Here is a 19,014-nt window from a genome sequence, read left to right as displayed (position 1 = left end):
TTATAAACGCGTAAAGAATAGTACTGTAGTAACAAGTGTAGTCAACACTGATACTATTGTAGTAAAGGATGCAAGACCTGTAGTTCCTGTACCTAAAGATTTTTGCGGTAATGGATCTACTACAATCATATCATTGGGCTGTATATAATAATAAGGTGAATAGATAACATCTAATTGCGTTAAGTCTAAATGGTGCACTTTTACACCATCAGGATACTGCCTTACGATACGAACGTTGGTCAAATCACCCGTTATTGGAACTCCTCCACTGTTTGCTATGGCCTCGACTATGGTAACTTGATCTCTATAAATGGTTTGTTCTCCTTTACCACTTACCTCACCAGCCATTACATAACGTAAACCTCCTAGACGTACCGTGACAAATAAGTCTGCATTTGGTTTGAAATATTCAGTTAGTAAACGTTTTTCAATTAATTCTCTCAACTCTTCCAGCGTTAACCCTATAGCTTTAATCTTATCTAATTTTGGGACACGTATATCACCATGTTGATTTATGGTGTAACCAGAAAAATAAAGCCCTCCAACCGAATTTGAAGTAGTCGCATTATTTGATGTTCCAACATTAAACATAGAAACTAACTCTGGATCATAAGGTGCCTTTATTTGAATGCTTAAAACATCATTAATTTGTAATCTATAAGGTGGCTGTACTTTTTGAATGGTAATAAGAGAGTCATTTTTTACAGTTGGAGACTCTTGTAAATAGGTCATATTACGTGTAGGGACGCAAGAACTTACCATTAAAACCAAACCTATAATTAATAAACCTAATACGGTACGCATAAATCTTCTCGGAATAAGCTGTAAATATAAAATTATCTATTTAAAATGCCTATAAACACCATGCTATTATCATTACAGTTCTATGAACAACATTCATTAATTACTTTTATTTGATCCGTAAATAAAAAAGACTCTTCAATTTTTACATAAAATTGATACAATAACCCATAGAAAACCAGTAATCTTAAATATCAAACCCCTCAAAAAAACACGTATTATTGCAATCCATTAAAACATAGGATTTCATGAACTATATATCTGTTGAAAATGTCTCTCGTAGCTTTGGAGAACGCGTGTTGTTTGACAATATCTCACTTGGGATTAATGAAGGTCAGAAAATAGGTTTTGTAGCAAAAAACGGTTTCGGTAAAACGTCGCTACTTGATATCATTATAGGGAAAGAAATGCCTAATACTGGATCTGTAAACCGTCGTAATGATTTACGTATGGCATTCTTACTACAAGAACCAGATTTAGATCCCAATGCCACGATAGAAGAAATCATCTTAGATTCTGACATTCCTATTATAAAGATCATAGCAAATTATGAAAAGGCACTGCAAAATATGGAAGATGCAGATAAGTATCAAGCAGCCTTTGACGCCATGGACTCTTCAAATGCTTGGGATTTTGAAACTAAATACAAACAAATACTTTCTAAATTAAAACTAGATGATCTTTCTCAAAAAGTAGAAAATCTAAGTGGTGGACAAAAAAAGCGAATCGCTATGGCTATAGCTTTACTATCAGATCCACAGCTATTAATCATGGACGAACCTACTAACCACCTAGATCTTGAAATGATCGAATGGCTAGAAGAGTATTTCAAGCAAGAAAACTACACCATTCTTATGGTGACACACGATCGTTATTTCTTAGATCGTGTTTGCAACGAAATTATAGAACTGGATAATGGGAAACTTTATACCTATAAAGGGAACTATTCTTATTATGTAGAGAAAAAAGAAGAACGTTTAGAAATTGAACAAACTACACAAGAAAAAGCGCAGCAACTTTATAAAAAAGAGTTACAGTGGATGCGCCGCCAGCCTAAAGCACGTACAACAAAATCTAAATCTCGTATTGATGATTTTTACCAAATAAAAGAAGCTGCTCACAACCGTCGTAAAGACCATAAAGTAGAATTAGAAATTAACATGGAGCGTTTAGGCACAAAAGTGGTTGAACTTCATAAAATATCTAAATCATTCCCTGGTAAAAAGCTTATCGATAATTTCTCGTACAACTTTATTAAAGGAGAACGAGTAGGAATTATAGGGAAAAATGGAACTGGTAAATCGACATTTCTGAATATGATCACTGGGAATCTATTACCAGACTCTGGTAAAGTAGTGAAAGGTGAAACAGTAAAAATAGGCTACTATACTCAAGGTGGAATAGACATCAAGCCTGGTCAAAAGGTCATTGATGTGATTAAAGAGTACGGTGAATACATTCCTCTTAATAAAGGAAAAATCATTAGTGCAAGTCAGCTGTTAGAACGATTTATGTTTGACAGTAAAAAGAAACATGACTTTGTAGAAAAACTAAGTGGTGGTGAACGCAAACGACTTTACTTATGTACAGTACTCATTCAAAACCCTAATTTTCTAATTCTTGATGAACCTACTAATGATCTAGATATCCCTACTTTAAATATCTTAGAAAACTTTTTAATGGATTTCCCTGGTTGTCTAATGGTGGTAAGTCACGACCGTTATTTTATGGATAAGATTGTAGATCATCTATTTGTTTTCAATCAGTCCGGAACCATCACAGATTTCCCTGGTAACTATAGTGATTTCCGTGCTTATGTAGGAAACACTGATCTCGCACTAGACAAGGATGATAGTGCTCAAGGCGAAAAAACAGTTGCTAAAAAACCTGCAGTTAAAGCCGCTACCACGAGCACAGGCCCTACTCGTGAACAGCAAAAAGAACTTTCCCGATTAGAAAACAGCATTAAAAAACTAGAAGAACAACGTGTGAAACTTCAGGAGTCGTTTCTAGACACTTCTCTTACACCAGAAGAACTAGCAGCTAATTCTATAAAACTAGATCAGGTAAAAGCAGACTTAGAAGAAAGAGAAATGGAATGGTTAGAACTTACGGAGTCGATTGGATAGTATTTTTATAAAATTAAAATTGGATTCAAATACTACTTTTAAATAAACAGAAAATAGTAACGCAGAAATAGTTTCCTCTTGCTACACCAACTCAAGAACTATATAAAACACAGCATTAAATCCTTTCATTTACATGGGATTCACTCGCCGTTTGTGTTTACACTCGAGAAAAAGTGCTTAAGAGATAAAGCCGTTTATGAGCAATATGATGTTATGAGACGCTTCCGCGAAAGCGTGAAAAATAACAACACCATTTTACACATAGAAGACTATGGAGCTGGAAGCAAAATCTTTAAAACTGATGAACGTCGTGTGAGCGATATTCTGAAATACAATTCCAGTGATAGAAAATCTGCCGAAATGTTATTCCGGTTGTGTAACTATTTTAAAGTAAACAATGTTCTAGAACTTGGCACTTCCATAGGTATAGCAACACATGCTATGGCTTTATCAGGTGCTCATATAACCACAATTGAAGGTAGTCCTGAAGTTCAAAAATTTGCACAATCGCAATTTGAAAAATTTAGCCTTGATAAGGTAAAAAGTGTTTGCAGTAAGTTTGATGAATTTCTTATAAATCAATTAGGTACAACATATGACCTGATTTACATTGATGGGCATCACGATGGAATGGCAACCATAGACTATTTTAATGCTTGTCTAAAACTATCTCACAAAGACACTATTTTTATCCTGGACGATATATACTGGTCGCGAGATATGACAGATGCATGGAGTCAACTATGTCAACATGTAAACGTCACCGCTAGTATAGACCTATATGATGTAGGACTCTTATTTTTAAGAAAAGAACAATTACAAGAACGTTTTGACATCAAGTTGTAACGTTATCAGAATTTGAACGTCCTATGAGAAAGGCTAATAATTCCATACTTTTAACCTATGAGTGATAATGTAATAGATGTGCGTGGTATCGTGCGTAATTTTAAACTGGGACAAGAAGTTGTCAAGGTGCTTAAAGGAATAGATCTCGAGATTAAACGTGGTGATTATGTCGCACTTATGGGACCATCAGGTTCTGGAAAATCAACTTTAATGAATTTACTAGGCTGTCTAGACACGCCTACAGCTGGTTCTTATAAATTAAATGGCACAGACGTTTCTAGCTTAAGTGATGATCAACTGGCAGATATTAGAAATACAGAAATAGGTTTTGTATTTCAAACTTTCAATCTTTTACCTCGTACAACAGCATTAGATAATGTCGCATTACCCATGGTTTATGCCGGTAAGTCTAAGAAAGAACGTAATACACGCGCCACTGAAGTACTTGAAAGTGTAGGATTAGGCGATCGTATGGATCACCAGCCTAATCAATTATCTGGTGGACAGCGACAGCGTGTTGCCGTAGGTAGAGCTTTAGTTAATAATCCATCGATTATTCTAGCAGATGAACCTACAGGAAATCTAGATTCTAAAACAGGTGTTGAAATAATGGCTCTTTTTGACAAGATTCATGCCGATGGAAATACAGTGATTCTAGTAACGCATGAAGAGGAAATTGCAGAGCATGCTCATAGAGTCATCAGACTACGTGATGGCGTTATTGAAACAGACATTAGAAATAAAGAATGGAAGGATTAAGCGACTACCAAGACTGGCTGTATATAGGTGCTGTTATCATTGCCTTTTTTGTATTCCTATTATGGAATCGAAAAACACATGGCCGCTCTAGAACAAAAAATAGACGCAGCTTTAAAGCCCGACTAGAAGATCGTAAAAAAGAACAACAGAAATAGTATTACTCATTTACCATTTCTCTTAATGTTGCAGATAGGTTCAAATGCTCTGCAATAATATCTCCATAAACCTGAACAATTCTACCATCTTTATCTAACAGTAAGTTCATAGGAAAAGCTTGAACGCCATAAGCATCAATTGCAGGTCGCACATCTGTAATATGTTCAAAATTGAATGCTTTTCTATCTAGAAAATGATTGACCACATAGTCTTTATCAAAAGTGATAGCTACAAAATTAACTTCTCCATTAAACTCTTGTTCTAATTGATTTAAATATGGGATTTCTATAATACAAGGTCCACATCGCGTAAACCAAAAATTAACAACCGTAGGCTTACCTGTATAATCCACATCATCAATTCCAGAACTATCACTAGCTATAAACTCCTCCATAGGAAAGAGATCACCTATCTTTTTGCGATGCACTAAAAAAGGATCATAATAATTGGAATCTGGATTACTGTCTACCACAGTAACTTTAACCGTTTGAATTACAGAATCCTGAGCCGTTCGCGTACTAACTGAATTATGTATTACTAAACCTGTGGATAATGTTTTTTTATATTTTTCAAACTCAAAAAAATCCATCACAGTTCCATCCTCTATCTGATAGTAAGTAATTTGCGCTTGAGACAATGCAGCTGCACTGATCAATAAAATAATAAAAAACACCTTTTTCATAAGTCAAAAATACGGATTTGTAGAACGTATTACAGTATTCAAAGAAGATGCCAAGTTCTGATTGAATAACTTTTATACATCGACAATATTGAAATAAACTATTTCAACAACAAATAAAAAATGCTTCTTTAGTTCTCACCCAAAGAAGCATTATTTTTTATAAATTTAATAGTGTATTAAAATACAAACACTACTCTACTGGCGTACCATAAAGATCAAAATCCTCTGCCTCAGTTATAGTAACATTTACAAATGATCCTACAGACAGGTAATGCTTCTCTGCATCAATCAATACTTCATTATCCACATCAGGACTATCAAACTCTGTACGTCCTACAAAATAATTACCTCTTTTGCGATCTATAATAACTTTAAAAGTCTGACCTATTTTATGCTGATTCAATTCCCAAGAAATCTGTGATTGAATTTCCATGATCTCGTTTGCACGCTCTTGTTTTACTTCTTCTGGTACATCATCTTCTAACTTATATGCATGTGTATTCTCCTCATGAGAGTATGTAAAACATCCCATACGCTCAAAACGTTGATCTTTTACCCATTGTTTTAAAATCTGATAATCCTCTTCTGTTTCTCCAGGATATCCTACAATTAAAGTAGTACGTATAGCCATTTCTGGAACCGTCGCTCTAAAATCTTCTAGAAGCGCATTAGTCTTCTCAAATGTAGTACCGCGACGCATCGATTTTAAAACAGGTGTTGAAATATGTTGTAATGGTATATCTAAGTAATTACACACTTTAGGCTCTGATTTCATTACCTCAAGAACATCCATAGGGAAACCAGTTGGGAATGCATAGTGCATGCGTATCCACTCTATTCCTTCTACTTTCACCAGTTCTTTTAAAAGATCTGCAAGACGTCTCTTTTTATATAAATCTAGTCCATAATAAGTTAAATCTTGAGCGATAAGAATAAGCTCTTTAACACCATTTGCAGCCAGTTTTTCAGCTTCAATGACCAGGTGTTCTATAGGTGTGCTTTTATGACCACCACGCATTAATGGTATTGCACAAAAAGAACATGGTCTATCACAACCTTCGGCGATTTTAAAATACGCATAATTTTTAGGAGTCGTAGTTACACGTTCACCTATCAACTCGTGCTTATAGTCAGCTCCTAGCGCTTTTAATAATGATGGCAACTCTGTGGTACCAAAATACTGATCCACATCTGGAATTTCCTTTTGCAAATCTGGCTTATAACGCTCTGATAAACAACCTGACACAAATACCTGATCTACTTCTCCGTTATTTTTGCGCTCTACAAAATCTAGGATTGTATTTACAGATTCTTCCTTAGCATTATCGATAAAACCACAGGTATTTATCACAACGATATTCCCTTCTTCTTCATGAACCACATCTTTGCCACTGGCCTTCAACTGTCCCATCAACACTTCACTATCATAGACGTTCTTTGAACATCCTAGAGTGATGACATTAATCTTATTCTTTTTTCTTGATTTTGTTCTCATAAGCGGCTGCAAATTTACGACTTAACTAGATGTAAATGTTGTTTTTGATCACGCTTTCGCGAAAGCGTATTCATAAAAATTAGTATTTTCAACAATCTCAAGTAAATCAAATGGTAATATTCAACGGAGCAGCTTTTTTTCAAGGACTATTATTGGCCTTATTTTTTGGTGTCATTTATTTTATATTATACTTATTTAACATAGATGACAGCATCTGTGAGATAGGGAATGCGCGACCTATGGCAGTTATATTTCAAGCACATTTATGTGCATGGATTTGCATGCTCACAGCAACTTTTGGTGTTAACGGAAGATTGTTTTTTATTCCTACGTGGATTTTATTCACAGCTTTGTGCATCATTTTATGTTTGAGCCCAGAAGCGCATTGGTCTCGCTATATATTTATGATGGTATCTTTTGCTATTCCGTTGGCCTTTTTCCGTTTGAAACGTAGCTTTATGAAGACTGCATGGTCTGAAGCTCACGAGGCTCTTTCCTTACTAAAATCAGGTACTGACACTACACAATTAGAATATTGGAAATTAATTCAAACTGCAGCGATTGTACCACAGTATACATTTTTTACCGTTCATTTTTATTGGAAAGCCATGTATTACGGAATTTATAACGGTAACGACTGGCTTAACCATTATAAAGAATTACTCCCCATAATAGGTGATCGATATGTAGGTTTTAATCAAAAACAGCAACGTAAATATATTGAATTACAGCAGGCTGTCACTAACGCTATGGACTGGAAACAATACAGTCACCCGATGCATGCATTAAGTACCTTACATTACTCGATAGAAGGAATGATTAAAATGGCAGAAAAAATGCCTCAACCACAAATTGCTCCTATCACTGGACCATCTACTGCTAAACAGAACCTAACGTCAGAGAAAGAAGTGCGTGCTAATTTTGATCGATTGTAAAACGTCCTCAATACTTCTAATTTTAATGAAAATAAGTCTAGTTCTTTTTCTATCACTCTATTGTATCACCTGCATCGCTCAAAGGACGATTACTGGGACTGTGAGTGATACAGATGGTGAAGCAATTTTAGGAGTTACTATTGCTATTAAGGACTCTGCTATAGGTGCAGTATCAGATTTTGACGGGAATTATTCTATTGTTGCAAGTATTGAAGATGTTCTGGTGTTTTCTTATGCCGGGTTTGAACCTCAAGAGATTTTAGTTGGTTCTCAAAATACTATACACGTAGTTCTTGAAGAAGATTTGACTACAGTACATGCGATTGTTCACTATTATCAAAAAACATTTGAAGTTTCTACAAGCTATGGATTCAATTACAACACAGTTGGACTTGGAATCTATAAAAGTATATGGCACCCTTTATATATAGATTTAAATGCTTCAATAAGCAGTGATTTTAATATCAATAAGAAATTTGAATTCTCTTTGTCTAGATCATTAAGCGTAAAGTCTTTTTATTTTAAAGTAGGTTTAAATCATGAACAAGCAGATTTTAACTTTAATAATTTTAAGAAAAATGAACTGTTTTTTAAAAAAAAACATAGGAAGAAATCGGGATCCTTTTCAGTATTTAAAGATTAAACTAGGCCAGCTTAAAATTCAAAACAATGAGTTAAATGAACATGATTTAGGAGCAGGAATTGAATTAAGAAAAAGATTAATTAGTGGCTTATACCTTAACTCGGCATATACGTACTGGAATGGAATTAACGAAGTTGAATTGAATGGAGAATACAAAATAAGATACAATTGGATTATCAATTTGAGATATCACCATATCAAGAATTATGAAGAAGTAAGCCTAGGTATATCTTATAGTTTAGGAACTTGGTAAATCAGTTATCATTAATCTAATTCACCCAAGTTACAATATCCTCAAAAAAGAATCGTGTATACAGTGAGATCACTATGCAGGCCACGGTAACTAACCAATAATACTTTTTAGTCATTAGCATCGCACCACAAATTAGCAACATGATAAAATGTATACCAGCGACTATATATATAGGCAACTGGTAGGTATCCACAATTGTTGATTCTTCAGATAGGGAATCTACATAAGTTTTTCCTAACACGGTTATAATATGAAAGGCTGCATAGATTGCCATAAACTTCGTTAGAATAACGAGGCTTTTAGAGCTAAGCAACGACGGCTTTTGAGTTGAATCTTTCAATGACTGATGATTTTAATTATAACCTTTAGGCATCTTACGGTGTTGGGTTGCTTTTTCATAAGCAGCTGCCCATTGATAAAGCATCTTCTCTTCTTCGGTAGGTGCAATAAAAGTTAATCCAAAAGGCTGACCATTCTCATCATATCCCATAGGTACAGTGATAGCAGGATAAAAAGCCACAGCAGCCTCTGCCGCATTATAATTATTAACTGATAAGAAACCATCCAGATTATGAGACTGAATGTAATAATCAAAATACTCTTGTGCTTGAGTTGTTAATCTAGTTTTAAGAGCCGCAGATTCTGCTGGAGAATAATCCTTTTCATCTGATATACCTTTAAACAATCGTTGACCATAAGGCATATAATTTAATGAATCTGCTTTATTTAATTCCATCACCTTAGCCACATCCCATCCTTGATACTCAGGCAATCCTAATCCCATGAAATATGCAGGCAAATCCTTTTTCATATCGACATTAAGTAAAGAAACAAATCCATCTAGTTGCGGTTGTTTTTCTTCTAATTCTACCACAGTTGCACCTAAAGCTATAATTTGTTCTACAGCACTGGCATATAATGGATTCTTCTTATAACCAGGAAAAACTCCAAAAACACGACCTTGAACCGTAGAGGTCCCCAAATTTGCTATAAATAAATCACTAAACATGCGTTTATCACTTAACATCCCACGCATTAAAATGACATTATCCACAACATTTTTAGACATAGGACCTGCTGTATCGAGATAAGTTGATATAGGAATAATACCTATCCCACTTAAAGTACCTACTGATGGTTTTAAACCTACTACACTATTTTGTGACGCTGGCGATAATATCGAACCTGCGGTTTCAGAACCTACAGCAGCTACCGCAAAATTAGCTGCTATTGCAACACCACTACCACTACTAGATCCGCCAGTATCTATTTCCTTACGACCATATGGGTTTAAAGTCTGTCCACCCATAGCGCTATAACCACTAGGACAATCACCACAAAAGAAGTAAGCCCATTCACTTAGATTTGCTTTTCCTAAAATAATAGCATCTGCTTCAATTAATCGCTGTACGATACGCGCATTTTGAGGTTCCAGATCTTTTAAAACAGCAGCGCCACCAGTTGTTTTCATACCTTCGGCATTGATATTATCTTTTAACAAAATAGGCATACCCATTAAACTATAAGGGTTAAACTTACCTTCTCCACGTCTGAATTCATCAATTCTCAAATCATAAGCATATGCATCTTCCATTGCCTGTGGATTTAGAGCTATTACAGAATTTAATGATTTCCTGTTCTCTCTATCATACTTTGCAATTCTATTGATATAGAATAAGGTTAATTGTTGGTAAGAAAGCTTACCATCATATACAGCTTGTTGAATTTCAGGGATGCTTTTTTCTAGTATTAAAGATTTTAGTTCCTCGCTTTCGCGAAAGCTGGATAAATCATCTTTAAAAGGAGCAATAACATCTTCTTTTTTCAAAAATCTAGAATCCAAGACTTTAAATTGCTCATCATCCTGATTAATAGTTTGGGAGACTTCATTTACAGCTTTAGGAGAGTTACAACTCCATACTGTGAACGCTAAAAAAAGTAATATAAAACGCATAAAATATTTTTCTTAAAAATAGAAAAACTCTTAAACCTAACCGAGGCTAGGTATAAGAGTTATAAACTGTTTAATGAGCACTCTAATTAAAGAAACTGTCTACAAATTCTGATTTATTAAAAACTTGTAAATCATCCACTCCTTCTCCTACTCCTATATATCGAACAGGTATTTGAAATTGATCAGAAATCCCTATAACTACACCACCTTTTGCAGTACCATCCAGTTTTGTAACTGCTAGCGAACTCACTTCTGTCGCCGCAGTAAACTGTTTTGCTTGTTCAAAAGCATTTTGACCGGTAGAGCCATCAAGAACTAACATTACATCATGTGGAGCATTAGGAATTATTTTTTGCATCACACGTTTTACCTTAGTAAGTTCATTCATTAAATTGACCTTATTATGTAAACGACCTGCAGTATCCAGAAGAACCACATCTGCATTTTGAGCGACGGCACTTTGTAAAGTATCAAATGCAACACTAGCTGGATCACTACCCATATCTTGTTTAACAATTTCTACACCTACACGATCTGCCCAAATTTGTAATTGGTCTACAGCTGCTGCTCTAAATGTATCTCCAGCACCTAGCACGACCTTAAGACCTTTTTGCTTAAATTGGTGAGCGAGCTTACCTATGGTAGTTGTTTTACCTACTCCATTAACTCCTACCACCATAACTACATAAGGTCCATCTTGCTGAGGAATGGTGAAATCAGTAGCGTCACCATTATTAACCTCGCTTAATAAACCTGCGATTTCATCACGTAAAATACCGTTGAGCTCTGTTGTGCCTAAATATTTATCTTTTGCTACACGTTCTTCAATACGATCAATGACTTTAATTGTGGTAGCCACACCTACATCACTAGATATTAAAACGTCTTCAAGATCATCAAGCACATCTGCATCGACTTTAGATTTACCGGCAACGGCTTTACCTAATTTATCTAAGAACGTTGTTTTGGTTTTTTCTAGTCCTTTATCTAGGGTTTCCTTTTTCTCTTTTGAAAATATCTTTTTAAAAAAACTCATTTTTGGCTGTTTCTGGTCGTTGCAAAGTTAATCATATATGTGATACTATAGAAGCATCATATTGTGTAGTCAATTTGCGAGCCACAGAAATATGACTGACAAATGGTCCATAAAAAAAGACCGCTCTGCAAGCAGAGCGGTCTTTTATCATCTTAACTAACCAACTTATTTCTTTTTCAAGAAATCGTTTACTAATTCAGGTGCCATAATAGCACTTACGAAAGTATATGCACCTGACTTAGGTGATTTAACCATCTTGATGGCTTTCGTTAATCTCTTTGACCCAGTTTGTAGGGTTGCTACTGATTTCTTTGCCATGTCGTATTATTTAATTTCTTTATGAACAGTCATACGCTTAAGGATCGGGTTGAATTTTTTAATCTCCAAACGATCTGGCGTATTTTTTTTATTCTTAGTCGTGATGTAACGAGAAGTTCCAGCTTTACCTGACTCCTTGTGCTCTGTACATTCAAGTATCACTTGAATTCTATTACCTTTCTTTGCCATCTTCTAGTATATTAATAGATTACTTGGTAAGAAGCCCTTTAGCGCGAGCTTGCTTCATTACCTCAGTAATACCTAATTTATTGATGTTTTTTATCGCCTTAGCAGATACTTTAAGTGAAATCCACTTATCCTCTTCAGGAAGGTAGAAACGCTTAGTAAAAAGATTCACGTTGAATCTACGTTTAGTCTTATTCATTGCGTGGGAAACATTGTTTCCTGACATCGCTCTCTTACCTGTAAGTTCACAAACTCGTGACATGATTATCTGTGTTTAAAATCGGACTGCAAAATAACGATTATTTATTCGTTCTCACAAGCCTAAATTGCACCCTTTTTTATAATTTTTTCTCAAACGCCTATTTTCCTACTATTCAAGCATTAAAATCAGCGTGTAATATTCTATTATAACAGTAATTATTACTGAGCTATCAACTCTTTTTGCAATAATTCTAGTGATTTATTAATTGTTTTTTGAACCACTCTATCTCTATGATTACCCATCATAAACTGTAGCGCATATGTCTTTTCTGGTGTCGATATCCCTATAAAAACAGTTCCTACAGGAGCATCACTATCTCCTTGAGTAGGTCCTGCATTACCTGTAGTTGCAACGGCATAATCTGATTTAAACTTTAATCGTGCCTTATAAGCCATCTCATGAGCTACCTGCTCACTTACTACACTATATTTTTCAATAATTGCTGGATCCACACCTAGCATGTCAACTTTAGACTGGGTAGCATAAGTAACGGTGCTACCCATAAAAACTTTAGACGCTCCTGGAATTTCTGTAATAAGGCTAGCTATTTTTCCTCCTGTACAACTCTCTGCAGTGGCGACCGTTTTGTTATTCTCTTTCAATAATTGAACCACAGCATGCACTATACTTTCATCATTACTTTCACCTACAATGACATCTTCGATAATCGCATACAATTTCTGAATCTGATCATCTACCGTTTCAAGAATAAGATCTTTATCCATTCCACGAGAAGACAATCTTAAACGTACAGTTCCTAAACTAGGTAAATAAGCCAGTTTAATATGAGAAGGCAAATCATTTTCCCATTGCTCTAATCGAGTAGCTATTGTACTTTCTCCTTGACCTGCTGTAAGAATTGTACGATGATGTATAAATGGTAATTCACCTATATTAAGAATTTTAGGTATGACACCATCAGACATTAAGGCCTTCATTTCAAATGGTACACCTGGCATAGACACAAAAATAGTTCCTTCACTCTCAATCCACAATCCAGGTGCTGTCCCATACTGATTAGAGATTACCTGTGCTTTAGAAGGGACTAACGCTTGGTCTTTATTCATATCGACCATTGGTGCTTTTACAAATTTTTCAAAAAGCATAATCACGTGGTCTAAGACTTCTTGATCCAGTACGAGTTGATCATCAAAGAATTCACAAATCGTTTTCTTTGTAATATCATCTTTAGTTGGACCTAAACCACCTGTAACAAGCACAATATCTGATTCTTGTTTCGCTTTCGCGAAAGCGGAAAGGATATGTTCCCGACCATCACTAATAGAGATAATCTCATAAACGTTAACGCCTATCTTATTGAGTTCGCTTGCCATCCATGCAGAATTGGTATCTACAATTTGACCTATAAGGATTTCATCTCCTATAGTAATTATAGTTGCTTGCATTTAGAAATCTCTTTTAAGTTGAATTAAGGCCATATCCAATTCTTGGTTAACACGCATGAAATGTTCTTTAATCTCCATTTCATCATCTGATTTTCCCCATGCCTCAATTATCAATATGTCGGACAAGCACTCTAACCCAAACATATCAACACTGGGTTTCATTTTATGAGCGTACTCGTGAACACGTGCTCTATCGTCATCGATTATGGCGACCGCAAGATGCTCAAGATCTTTAGGTATTTCTGTAATAAACATCTCTACCATATCCTTAATAAAGTCTGCATCATTATCTGAGAGCTCTATTAATTTTTGTAGATCGTATAGGTTTTGCTTCATTTTACTTTGATCTGGAACATTTCTTTACCAGCAAGAGTTCCTTTTAAAACATCATTCTCTTCTACTCTTGATACACCTGCTGGAGTTCCCGTAAATATAAGATCCCCTATTTTAAGTGTAAAGAATTGAGAGACGTGCTCTATGATTTCATCTATTTTCCAAAGCATATGACTGGTATCACCACTTTGCTGCAAGTTATCATTTTTAAACAATTCAAATGACAAGTTATTTAAATCACCTAATTCTTCCTTATTGATAAACTCTCTAGAAACTACACTTGCTCCATCAAAAGATTTTGCTTTCTCCCATGGCAATCCTTTTTCTTTACAACGTTGTTGCACATCTCTTGCTGTAAAATCAATTCCTAGGCCTATTTCATTATAATACTTGTGTGCAAATTTTTTATCGATATGCTTACCGATACGATTAATACGCACTACAACTTCTACCTCGTGATGGACATCATTTGAGAATGCAGGTATAAAAAACGGCTGTTTATGTAATAAAATAGAAGTGTCAGGCTTTAAAAAAACGACTGGCTCAGTAGGTCGCTCGTTTTGAAGCTCTGCAATATGTTCTGTATAATTGCGACCGATGCAAATAATTTTCATAATTATTTACGGCTATAATTAGGCGCTTCTTTAGTAATGGTCACATCATGTGGGTGACTTTCATTTACACCAGCTGCTGTAATTTTTACAAAACGGCCATTATTCTTGAGGGATTCAATATCACCAGCACCACAATAACCCATTCCGGCGCGTAATCCACCTATAAACTGAGTCATGCTTTCTACTAGATCTCCTTTATAAGGTACACGACCTACAATTCCCTCAGGAACTAGTTTTTTAATATCATCTTCTACATCTTGAAAATAACGATCTTTAGAACCGTGTTGCATCGCCTCAACAGATCCCATTCCACGATAAGATTTAAATTTACGACCATCATATATAATGGTTTCTCCTGGTGACTCTGTAGTACCAGCAAGCATAGAACCTAGCATTACACAGTCTGCTCCTGCCGCTATTGCCTTAGGTATATCACCCGTGTAACGTATTCCTCCATCTGCGATGACAGGCACTCCAGTACCTTTTAATGCATGAGACGCTTCCATTACAGCACTTAATTGAGGAAAACCAACACCAGCTACAACACGAGTTGTACATATTGAACCAGGACCAATTCCTACTTTTACAGCGTCTGCACCAGCATCTGCTAGATATTTTGCAGCTTCGGCAGTGGCAACATTTCCAACCACAACGTCCAGATCTGGATAAGCGGCCTTCACTTTTTTAAGAACATCAACAACACCTTTAGTATGACCATGTGCCGTATCGATTACTACAGCGTCTACACCAGCTTCCACTAATGCACCAGCTCTATCAACAGCATCACCTGTAACACCTATTGCAGCCGCTACTCGCAAACGACCATACTGATCCTTATTAGCGTTAGGTTTTAAAGTTAGCTTAGTGATATCTCTAAAGGTTATGAGTCCTACTAATTTATCTTGATCATCAACAACTAGTAATTTCTCTATTTTATATTCTTGCAAAATCGCTTCTGCATCATGTAAAGATGTCCCTGCTTTTGCTGTGATTAGATTCTCTGAAGTCATCACATCAGTAACTGAGCGACTATTATCTTTTTCAAATCGTAAATCTCTATTAGTTACGATACCTTTTATATAACCAGCATCATCCACTATAGGAATCCCACCTATACTGTGCTCACGCATACTAGCTTTTGCATCACCTATGGTAGCCTCAATAGTAAGAGTAACTGGATCGATGATCATACCACTTTCAGCTCGTTTTACACGTCTCACCTTCTGAGCTTGAGCTTCAATAGACATATTTTTATGCAAGATTCCTATTCCACCTTCTTGAGCCATAGCAATAGCCATGCGGCTTTCTGTAACGGTATCCATAGCAGCACTGATTACAGGTGCGTTAAGAGTAATATTTCTTGAAAATTTAGTCTTTATACTTACTTCTCGAGGCAGCACCTCACTGTAAGCAGGTACAAGTAGTACGTCATCATAGGTTAAACCTTCACCTAGAAATTTGGAATCGTGGGAAATCATGCAATAGAATTTTATTGCATGCAAATATACATTATTTAATTGGTGAGTATTCATATGGATTAATACAATACTTAACTATTCAAACACTTACCAATTTAGAATCAATATGAATAATGAAAATCAATCCGAATATTATATAGTATCAGAAATATCAATAACGAATTTCCAACCTTATCTTTATTAAATCTAAATAAGGACTTAAATTTGCAGCCGAAATCAATTCAACTATTTATATCAAGTCTAAATAAAACCAAAATGACTCTAAAAAAAATATCTTTAATCGCCACTGCCGCTATAGCAACTTTCTTTACCACCTCATGTGATAATGATGATGATCTAACCGTTAATAACGTTATAGCACCAGCAACATATTCTTTTAATAGAGGAACAGAAAGCACCGTTAGCTATTCTGGCCAGACTACTCGTATAGCAATGGCTGAAGAAATCAAGACCGCTTTTAAAGAAACATCTACTACCGAAACACAATTGACTAACATGTTTGCGCATGTAGCAGGAGCAAATGATTTTAGTGATGCAGCTTTAAATTCTTCTGACAAAAGTGTACGTAGTAAAGTAGCTGCTAGTGCAGACTATTTTTCTAGCAACGCAACAGATGCTGCTGCGATTAGAGCAGATTTTGATAATTATATATCATCTCAAGTAAATGATATTTTCCCAGCATGGAACAATACAGCTAGCGCTGGTGTACCAGGACAGATTCAACAAGCTGGTGGTGGAACTATTAGATATGTAAACGCAAAAGGTCTGGAGTATGACCAAGCGTTTGCTAAAGGGCTTTTAGGGGCTTTAATGACCGATCAAATTTTGAACAATTATTTAAGCACGTCTGTTCTTGATGAAAGTACTAATAGAGCAGATAATGATAACGAAGTATTAGTATCAGGTAAAAGTTATACCAACATGGAGCATAAATGGGATGAGGCTTTTGGCTATTTATACGGTGCAGAACCAGATGCTACAATGCCTATTCTAGATCAAGATAGTTTTTTAAGTGAATACATTGATCGTGTAGAAGGTGATACAGATTTTGCTGGAATCGCAGCTACAATTTATGATGCATTCAAATTAGGACGTGCAGCGATAGTTGAAAGAAACTACAGTGTTAGAGATGAACAAGCAGCAATTATAAGAGAGAACGTCTCTTTAATTCCAGCTGTAAGAGCGGTGTTTTATTTACAAAATGGTAAAGACAATTTAACAGCAGATCCAGCAAGAGCATTTCATGGATTATCTGAAGCTTATGGATTTATCTATAGCCTTCAATTTACACGTAATCCTGATACTGACGCACCATATTTTAGCAAAACTGAAGTAGACACCTATTTAAGTCAATTAATGACTGGTAATGGATTCTGGGATGTTACACCTACCACTTTAGATCAAATATCAGATGACATTGCGGCTAGATTTAATTTCACAACAGCACAAGCTAGCAATTAAATTATCATTTATTTAATGTAGTTAATAGGACATACTCTCGACTACAACGGTACATTTGCAAACTTTTAAAAAATTAATAATGAAAATCAAGCAATTAGCATTAGCACTGTTTTCTATCATACTGATCACCGCGTGTACAGAATCTAACGATGATTCTACTAGCGGATCATCTGATAACTTTGATAGAAAGGCTCTTTTAGAAAATGCAGCAGATAACATCATCATTCCTGCATTACAAGATTTGAATTCTGACTTAACAGCTTTAAAAGCTTCAAAAGAGACTTTTATAACAACACCTAATCCAACAAATCTTGATAACCTAAGAACTGACTGGTTAGCAGCTTATAAAACATGGCAGTACGTTGAGATGTTTAACATTGGTAAGGCTGAAGAAATTTTATATAGTTTTCAGATGAACATCTATCCGACTAACACGACAGATATCCAAAACAATATCGCGTCTGGGTCTTATGACCTTACTAGTCCTAATAATAATGATGCCGTAGGTTTCCCTGCTTTAGATTACTTACTATATGGTCTAGGTAATGACGACAGTGCCATAATAGACTTTTATACCACTGACAGTAACGCGCTAGGTTACAAAAATTACCTCAGCGATGTGATAGACCAGATGGAAAATCTAACTACTACAGTATTAACAGACTGGACCAGTTCTTACAGAGATATTTTTGTTAGCAGTACGGCAAACACAGCATCTAGCTCTGTAAATATGCTAGTGAACGATTTCATTTTTTATTATGAAAAGGGATTGCGTGCTAACAAAGTAGGCATACCTGCAGGAGTTTTTTCTACAACACCACTTGCAGATAAAGTGGAAGGATTAAACAGTAAAGTTTACTCTAAAGAACTTGCCCTAACTGCTCTACAAGCAGTTCAAGACTTTTTTAACGGTAAAGCTTATAATAACTCAACAATTGGTATAAGTTATGCAAGTTATGTAACTCTTTTAAGGGATAATAGTGGATCTTCTGACCTTACAGCCTCTATAAACAGTCAGATAGAAGCCGCTAGAACTGAGCTTGATCAATTAGATAATAATCTATATAATCAGGTGAACAATAATAATGTAGCTATGTTAATGACTTATGATGAGTTACAGCGCGTCACTGTTTTATTAAAAGTAGACATGTTGCAAACACTTAATATAAGCGTAGATTATGTTGATGCTGACGGTGATTAAACCATATCAATAAATTTTAAAAAAGGTTGTCCTCACATTAAAGTATGAGGCAACCTTTTTTTAGGT

At 35.4% G+C, this 19,014-nt stretch carries 22 protein-coding genes; 9 read left to right on the top strand and 13 right to left on the bottom strand.

The window, feature by feature from the left end:
- Positions 1–804: a polysaccharide biosynthesis/export family protein gene (locus R1T42_RS01295; protein WP_317290987.1), complete on the bottom strand. Its 804-nt coding sequence runs from the start codon at positions 802–804 to the stop codon at positions 1–3.
- Positions 805–1,049: 245 nt separating this feature from the next.
- Here R1T42_RS01295 and R1T42_RS01290 point away from each other — a divergent pair, with 245 nt between their 5' ends.
- The 4 genes from R1T42_RS01290 (at position 1,050) to R1T42_RS01275 (ending at position 4,690) form a co-directional block, all read left to right on the top strand.
- The gene (locus R1T42_RS01290; protein ID WP_317290986.1) at positions 1,050–2,930 is read left to right on the top strand and encodes an ABC-F family ATP-binding cassette domain-containing protein; all 1,881 of its coding nucleotides are present in this window, start codon (positions 1,050–1,052) and stop codon (positions 2,928–2,930) included.
- 153 nt (positions 2,931–3,083) lie between these two features.
- Entirely contained in the window at positions 3,084–3,776 is a 693-nt protein-coding gene (locus tag R1T42_RS01285) for an O-methyltransferase (RefSeq protein ID WP_317290985.1), read from the top strand.
- Between the two features lie 57 nt (positions 3,777–3,833).
- Positions 3,834–4,535 carry an ABC transporter ATP-binding protein gene (locus R1T42_RS01280; RefSeq protein ID WP_042295827.1) on the top strand — a complete coding sequence of 234 codons (702 nt, stop codon included), beginning with the start codon at positions 3,834–3,836 and terminating at the stop codon, positions 4,533–4,535.
- Positions 4,523–4,690, top strand: coding sequence for a hypothetical protein (locus tag R1T42_RS01275; RefSeq protein ID WP_160165392.1), 168 nt, complete (start codon positions 4,523–4,525; stop codon positions 4,688–4,690). The genes R1T42_RS01280 and R1T42_RS01275 overlap by 13 nt, the downstream gene beginning before the upstream one ends.
- A gap of 2 nt (positions 4,691–4,692) precedes the next feature.
- On the opposite strand, the gene R1T42_RS01270 is transcribed toward R1T42_RS01275, so the two are convergent.
- Positions 4,693–5,373, bottom strand: coding sequence for a TlpA family protein disulfide reductase (locus R1T42_RS01270; RefSeq protein WP_317290984.1), 681 nt, complete (start codon positions 5,371–5,373; stop codon positions 4,693–4,695).
- A gap of 190 nt (positions 5,374–5,563) precedes the next feature.
- Positions 5,564–6,868 carry a 30S ribosomal protein S12 methylthiotransferase RimO gene (gene rimO / locus R1T42_RS01265; protein WP_036581485.1) on the bottom strand — a complete coding sequence of 435 codons (1,305 nt, stop codon included), beginning with the start codon at positions 6,866–6,868 and terminating at the stop codon, positions 5,564–5,566.
- Positions 6,869–6,978: 110 nt separating this feature from the next.
- Between rimO and R1T42_RS01260 the strand changes: the two genes are divergently transcribed.
- The 3 genes from R1T42_RS01260 to R1T42_RS01250 are packed head-to-tail and all read left to right on the top strand — an operon-like array spanning position 6,979 to position 8,699.
- Positions 6,979–7,803 (top strand): hypothetical protein, encoded by an 825-nt coding sequence (locus R1T42_RS01260; protein WP_317290983.1) that lies wholly within the window; start codon positions 6,979–6,981, stop codon positions 7,801–7,803.
- A 25-nt stretch (positions 7,804–7,828) separates the two neighbouring features.
- Complete coding sequence (locus tag R1T42_RS01255) at positions 7,829–8,446, top strand: carboxypeptidase-like regulatory domain-containing protein (protein WP_317290982.1); 618 nt, start codon at positions 7,829–7,831, stop codon at positions 8,444–8,446.
- Positions 8,382–8,699 carry a hypothetical protein gene (locus R1T42_RS01250; protein WP_317290981.1) on the top strand — a complete coding sequence of 106 codons (318 nt, stop codon included), beginning with the start codon at positions 8,382–8,384 and terminating at the stop codon, positions 8,697–8,699. Before R1T42_RS01255 ends, R1T42_RS01250 begins: the two co-directional genes overlap by 65 nt.
- A 16-nt stretch (positions 8,700–8,715) precedes the next feature.
- Here R1T42_RS01250 and R1T42_RS01245 read toward each other — a convergent pair whose 3' ends face one another.
- The 10 genes from R1T42_RS01245 to guaB form a co-directional block, all read right to left on the bottom strand.
- Positions 8,716–8,973: a hypothetical protein gene (locus R1T42_RS01245; RefSeq protein ID WP_036581493.1), complete on the bottom strand. Its 258-nt coding sequence runs from the start codon at positions 8,971–8,973 to the stop codon at positions 8,716–8,718.
- A 78-nt stretch (positions 8,974–9,051) separates the two neighbouring features.
- Positions 9,052–10,653, bottom strand: a complete 1,602-nt coding sequence (locus tag R1T42_RS01240) for an amidase family protein (RefSeq protein ID WP_317290980.1) — start codon at positions 10,651–10,653, stop codon at positions 9,052–9,054.
- A gap of 82 nt (positions 10,654–10,735) precedes the next feature.
- Positions 10,736–11,689 (bottom strand): signal recognition particle-docking protein FtsY, encoded by a 954-nt coding sequence (gene ftsY, locus R1T42_RS01235; protein WP_036581498.1) that lies wholly within the window; start codon positions 11,687–11,689, stop codon positions 10,736–10,738.
- Between the two features lie 165 nt (positions 11,690–11,854).
- Positions 11,855–12,007: a DUF4295 domain-containing protein gene (locus R1T42_RS01230; RefSeq protein WP_081866548.1), complete on the bottom strand. Its 153-nt coding sequence runs from the start codon at positions 12,005–12,007 to the stop codon at positions 11,855–11,857.
- A gap of 6 nt (positions 12,008–12,013) precedes the next feature.
- Positions 12,014–12,196 carry a 50S ribosomal protein L33 gene (gene rpmG, locus R1T42_RS01225; RefSeq protein ID WP_036581501.1) on the bottom strand — a complete coding sequence of 61 codons (183 nt, stop codon included), beginning with the start codon at positions 12,194–12,196 and terminating at the stop codon, positions 12,014–12,016.
- A 19-nt stretch (positions 12,197–12,215) separates the two neighbouring features.
- Positions 12,216–12,455 carry a 50S ribosomal protein L28 gene (gene rpmB, locus R1T42_RS01220; RefSeq protein WP_036581503.1) on the bottom strand — a complete coding sequence of 80 codons (240 nt, stop codon included), beginning with the start codon at positions 12,453–12,455 and terminating at the stop codon, positions 12,216–12,218.
- Positions 12,456–12,613: 158 nt separating this feature from the next.
- Complete coding sequence (locus R1T42_RS01215; RefSeq protein WP_317290979.1) at positions 12,614–13,861, bottom strand: CinA family nicotinamide mononucleotide deamidase-related protein; 1,248 nt, start codon at positions 13,859–13,861, stop codon at positions 12,614–12,616.
- Complete coding sequence (locus R1T42_RS01210; protein ID WP_036581508.1) at positions 13,862–14,197, bottom strand: Hpt domain-containing protein; 336 nt, start codon at positions 14,195–14,197, stop codon at positions 13,862–13,864.
- Entirely contained in the window at positions 14,194–14,808 is a 615-nt protein-coding gene (locus R1T42_RS01205) for a fumarylacetoacetate hydrolase family protein (RefSeq protein ID WP_036581511.1), read from the bottom strand. Before R1T42_RS01205 ends, R1T42_RS01210 begins: the two co-directional genes overlap by 4 nt.
- Before the next feature lie 2 nt (positions 14,809–14,810).
- Complete coding sequence (guaB, locus tag R1T42_RS01200) at positions 14,811–16,286, bottom strand: IMP dehydrogenase (protein WP_036581514.1); 1,476 nt, start codon at positions 16,284–16,286, stop codon at positions 14,811–14,813.
- A gap of 255 nt (positions 16,287–16,541) precedes the next feature.
- On the opposite strand from guaB, the gene R1T42_RS01195 reads away from it, so the two are divergent.
- Together R1T42_RS01195 and R1T42_RS01190 are read left to right on the top strand one after the other, a co-directional pair.
- Complete coding sequence (locus R1T42_RS01195) at positions 16,542–17,747, top strand: DUF4856 domain-containing protein (RefSeq protein ID WP_317290978.1); 1,206 nt, start codon at positions 16,542–16,544, stop codon at positions 17,745–17,747.
- Positions 17,748–17,826: 79 nt separating this feature from the next.
- A complete protein-coding gene (locus R1T42_RS01190) occupies positions 17,827–18,948 on the top strand; it encodes an imelysin family protein (protein ID WP_317290977.1) in 1,122 nt (373 codons plus the stop codon).
- Positions 18,949–19,014: the final 66 nt, after the last annotated feature.

The sequence above is a fragment of the Nonlabens ulvanivorans genome, from assembly GCF_032922765.1.
GTDB lineage: Bacteria > Bacteroidota > Bacteroidia > Flavobacteriales > Flavobacteriaceae > Nonlabens > Nonlabens ulvanivorans.
Note: the sequence above shows the minus strand (reverse complement) of the source record. Positions and strands in the feature narration are given on the sequence as shown.

Bases quoted from the DNA above. Each gene is read 5' to 3' on its own strand.
- R1T42_RS01295 (WP_317290987.1), bottom strand. From the start codon at position 804: ATGCGTACCGTATTAGGTTTATTAATTATAGGTTTGGTTTTAATGGTA.
- R1T42_RS01290 (WP_317290986.1), top strand. From the start codon at position 1,050: ATGAACTATATATCTGTTGAAAATGTCTCTCGTAGCTTTGGAGAACGC.
- R1T42_RS01280 (WP_042295827.1), top strand. From the start codon at position 3,834: ATGAGTGATAATGTAATAGATGTGCGTGGTATCGTGCGTAATTTTAAA.
- R1T42_RS01275 (WP_160165392.1), top strand. From the start codon at position 4,523: ATGGAAGGATTAAGCGACTACCAAGACTGGCTGTATATAGGTGCTGTT.
- R1T42_RS01270 (WP_317290984.1), bottom strand. From the start codon at position 5,373: ATGAAAAAGGTGTTTTTTATTATTTTATTGATCAGTGCAGCTGCATTG.
- rimO (WP_036581485.1), bottom strand. From the start codon at position 6,868: ATGAGAACAAAATCAAGAAAAAAGAATAAGATTAATGTCATCACTCTA.
- R1T42_RS01260 (WP_317290983.1), top strand. From the start codon at position 6,979: ATGGTAATATTCAACGGAGCAGCTTTTTTTCAAGGACTATTATTGGCC.
- R1T42_RS01255 (WP_317290982.1), top strand. From the start codon at position 7,829: ATGAAAATAAGTCTAGTTCTTTTTCTATCACTCTATTGTATCACCTGC.
- R1T42_RS01250 (WP_317290981.1), top strand. From the start codon at position 8,382: ATGAACTGTTTTTTAAAAAAAAACATAGGAAGAAATCGGGATCCTTTT.
- R1T42_RS01245 (WP_036581493.1), bottom strand. From the start codon at position 8,973: ATGGCAATCTATGCAGCCTTTCATATTATAACCGTGTTAGGAAAAACT.
- R1T42_RS01240 (WP_317290980.1), bottom strand. From the start codon at position 10,653: ATGCGTTTTATATTACTTTTTTTAGCGTTCACAGTATGGAGTTGTAAC.
- ftsY (WP_036581498.1), bottom strand. From the start codon at position 11,689: ATGAGTTTTTTTAAAAAGATATTTTCAAAAGAGAAAAAGGAAACCCTA.
- R1T42_RS01230 (WP_081866548.1), bottom strand. From the start codon at position 12,007: ATGGCAAAGAAATCAGTAGCAACCCTACAAACTGGGTCAAAGAGATTA.
- rpmG (WP_036581501.1), bottom strand. From the start codon at position 12,196: ATGGCAAAGAAAGGTAATAGAATTCAAGTGATACTTGAATGTACAGAG.
- rpmB (WP_036581503.1), bottom strand. From the start codon at position 12,455: ATGTCACGAGTTTGTGAACTTACAGGTAAGAGAGCGATGTCAGGAAAC.
- R1T42_RS01215 (WP_317290979.1), bottom strand. From the start codon at position 13,861: ATGCAAGCAACTATAATTACTATAGGAGATGAAATCCTTATAGGTCAA.
- R1T42_RS01210 (WP_036581508.1), bottom strand. From the start codon at position 14,197: ATGAAGCAAAACCTATACGATCTACAAAAATTAATAGAGCTCTCAGAT.
- R1T42_RS01205 (WP_036581511.1), bottom strand. From the start codon at position 14,808: ATGAAAATTATTTGCATCGGTCGCAATTATACAGAACATATTGCAGAG.
- guaB (WP_036581514.1), bottom strand. From the start codon at position 16,286: ATGATTTCCCACGATTCCAAATTTCTAGGTGAAGGTTTAACCTATGAT.
- R1T42_RS01195 (WP_317290978.1), top strand. From the start codon at position 16,542: ATGACTCTAAAAAAAATATCTTTAATCGCCACTGCCGCTATAGCAACT.
- R1T42_RS01190 (WP_317290977.1), top strand. From the start codon at position 17,827: ATGAAAATCAAGCAATTAGCATTAGCACTGTTTTCTATCATACTGATC.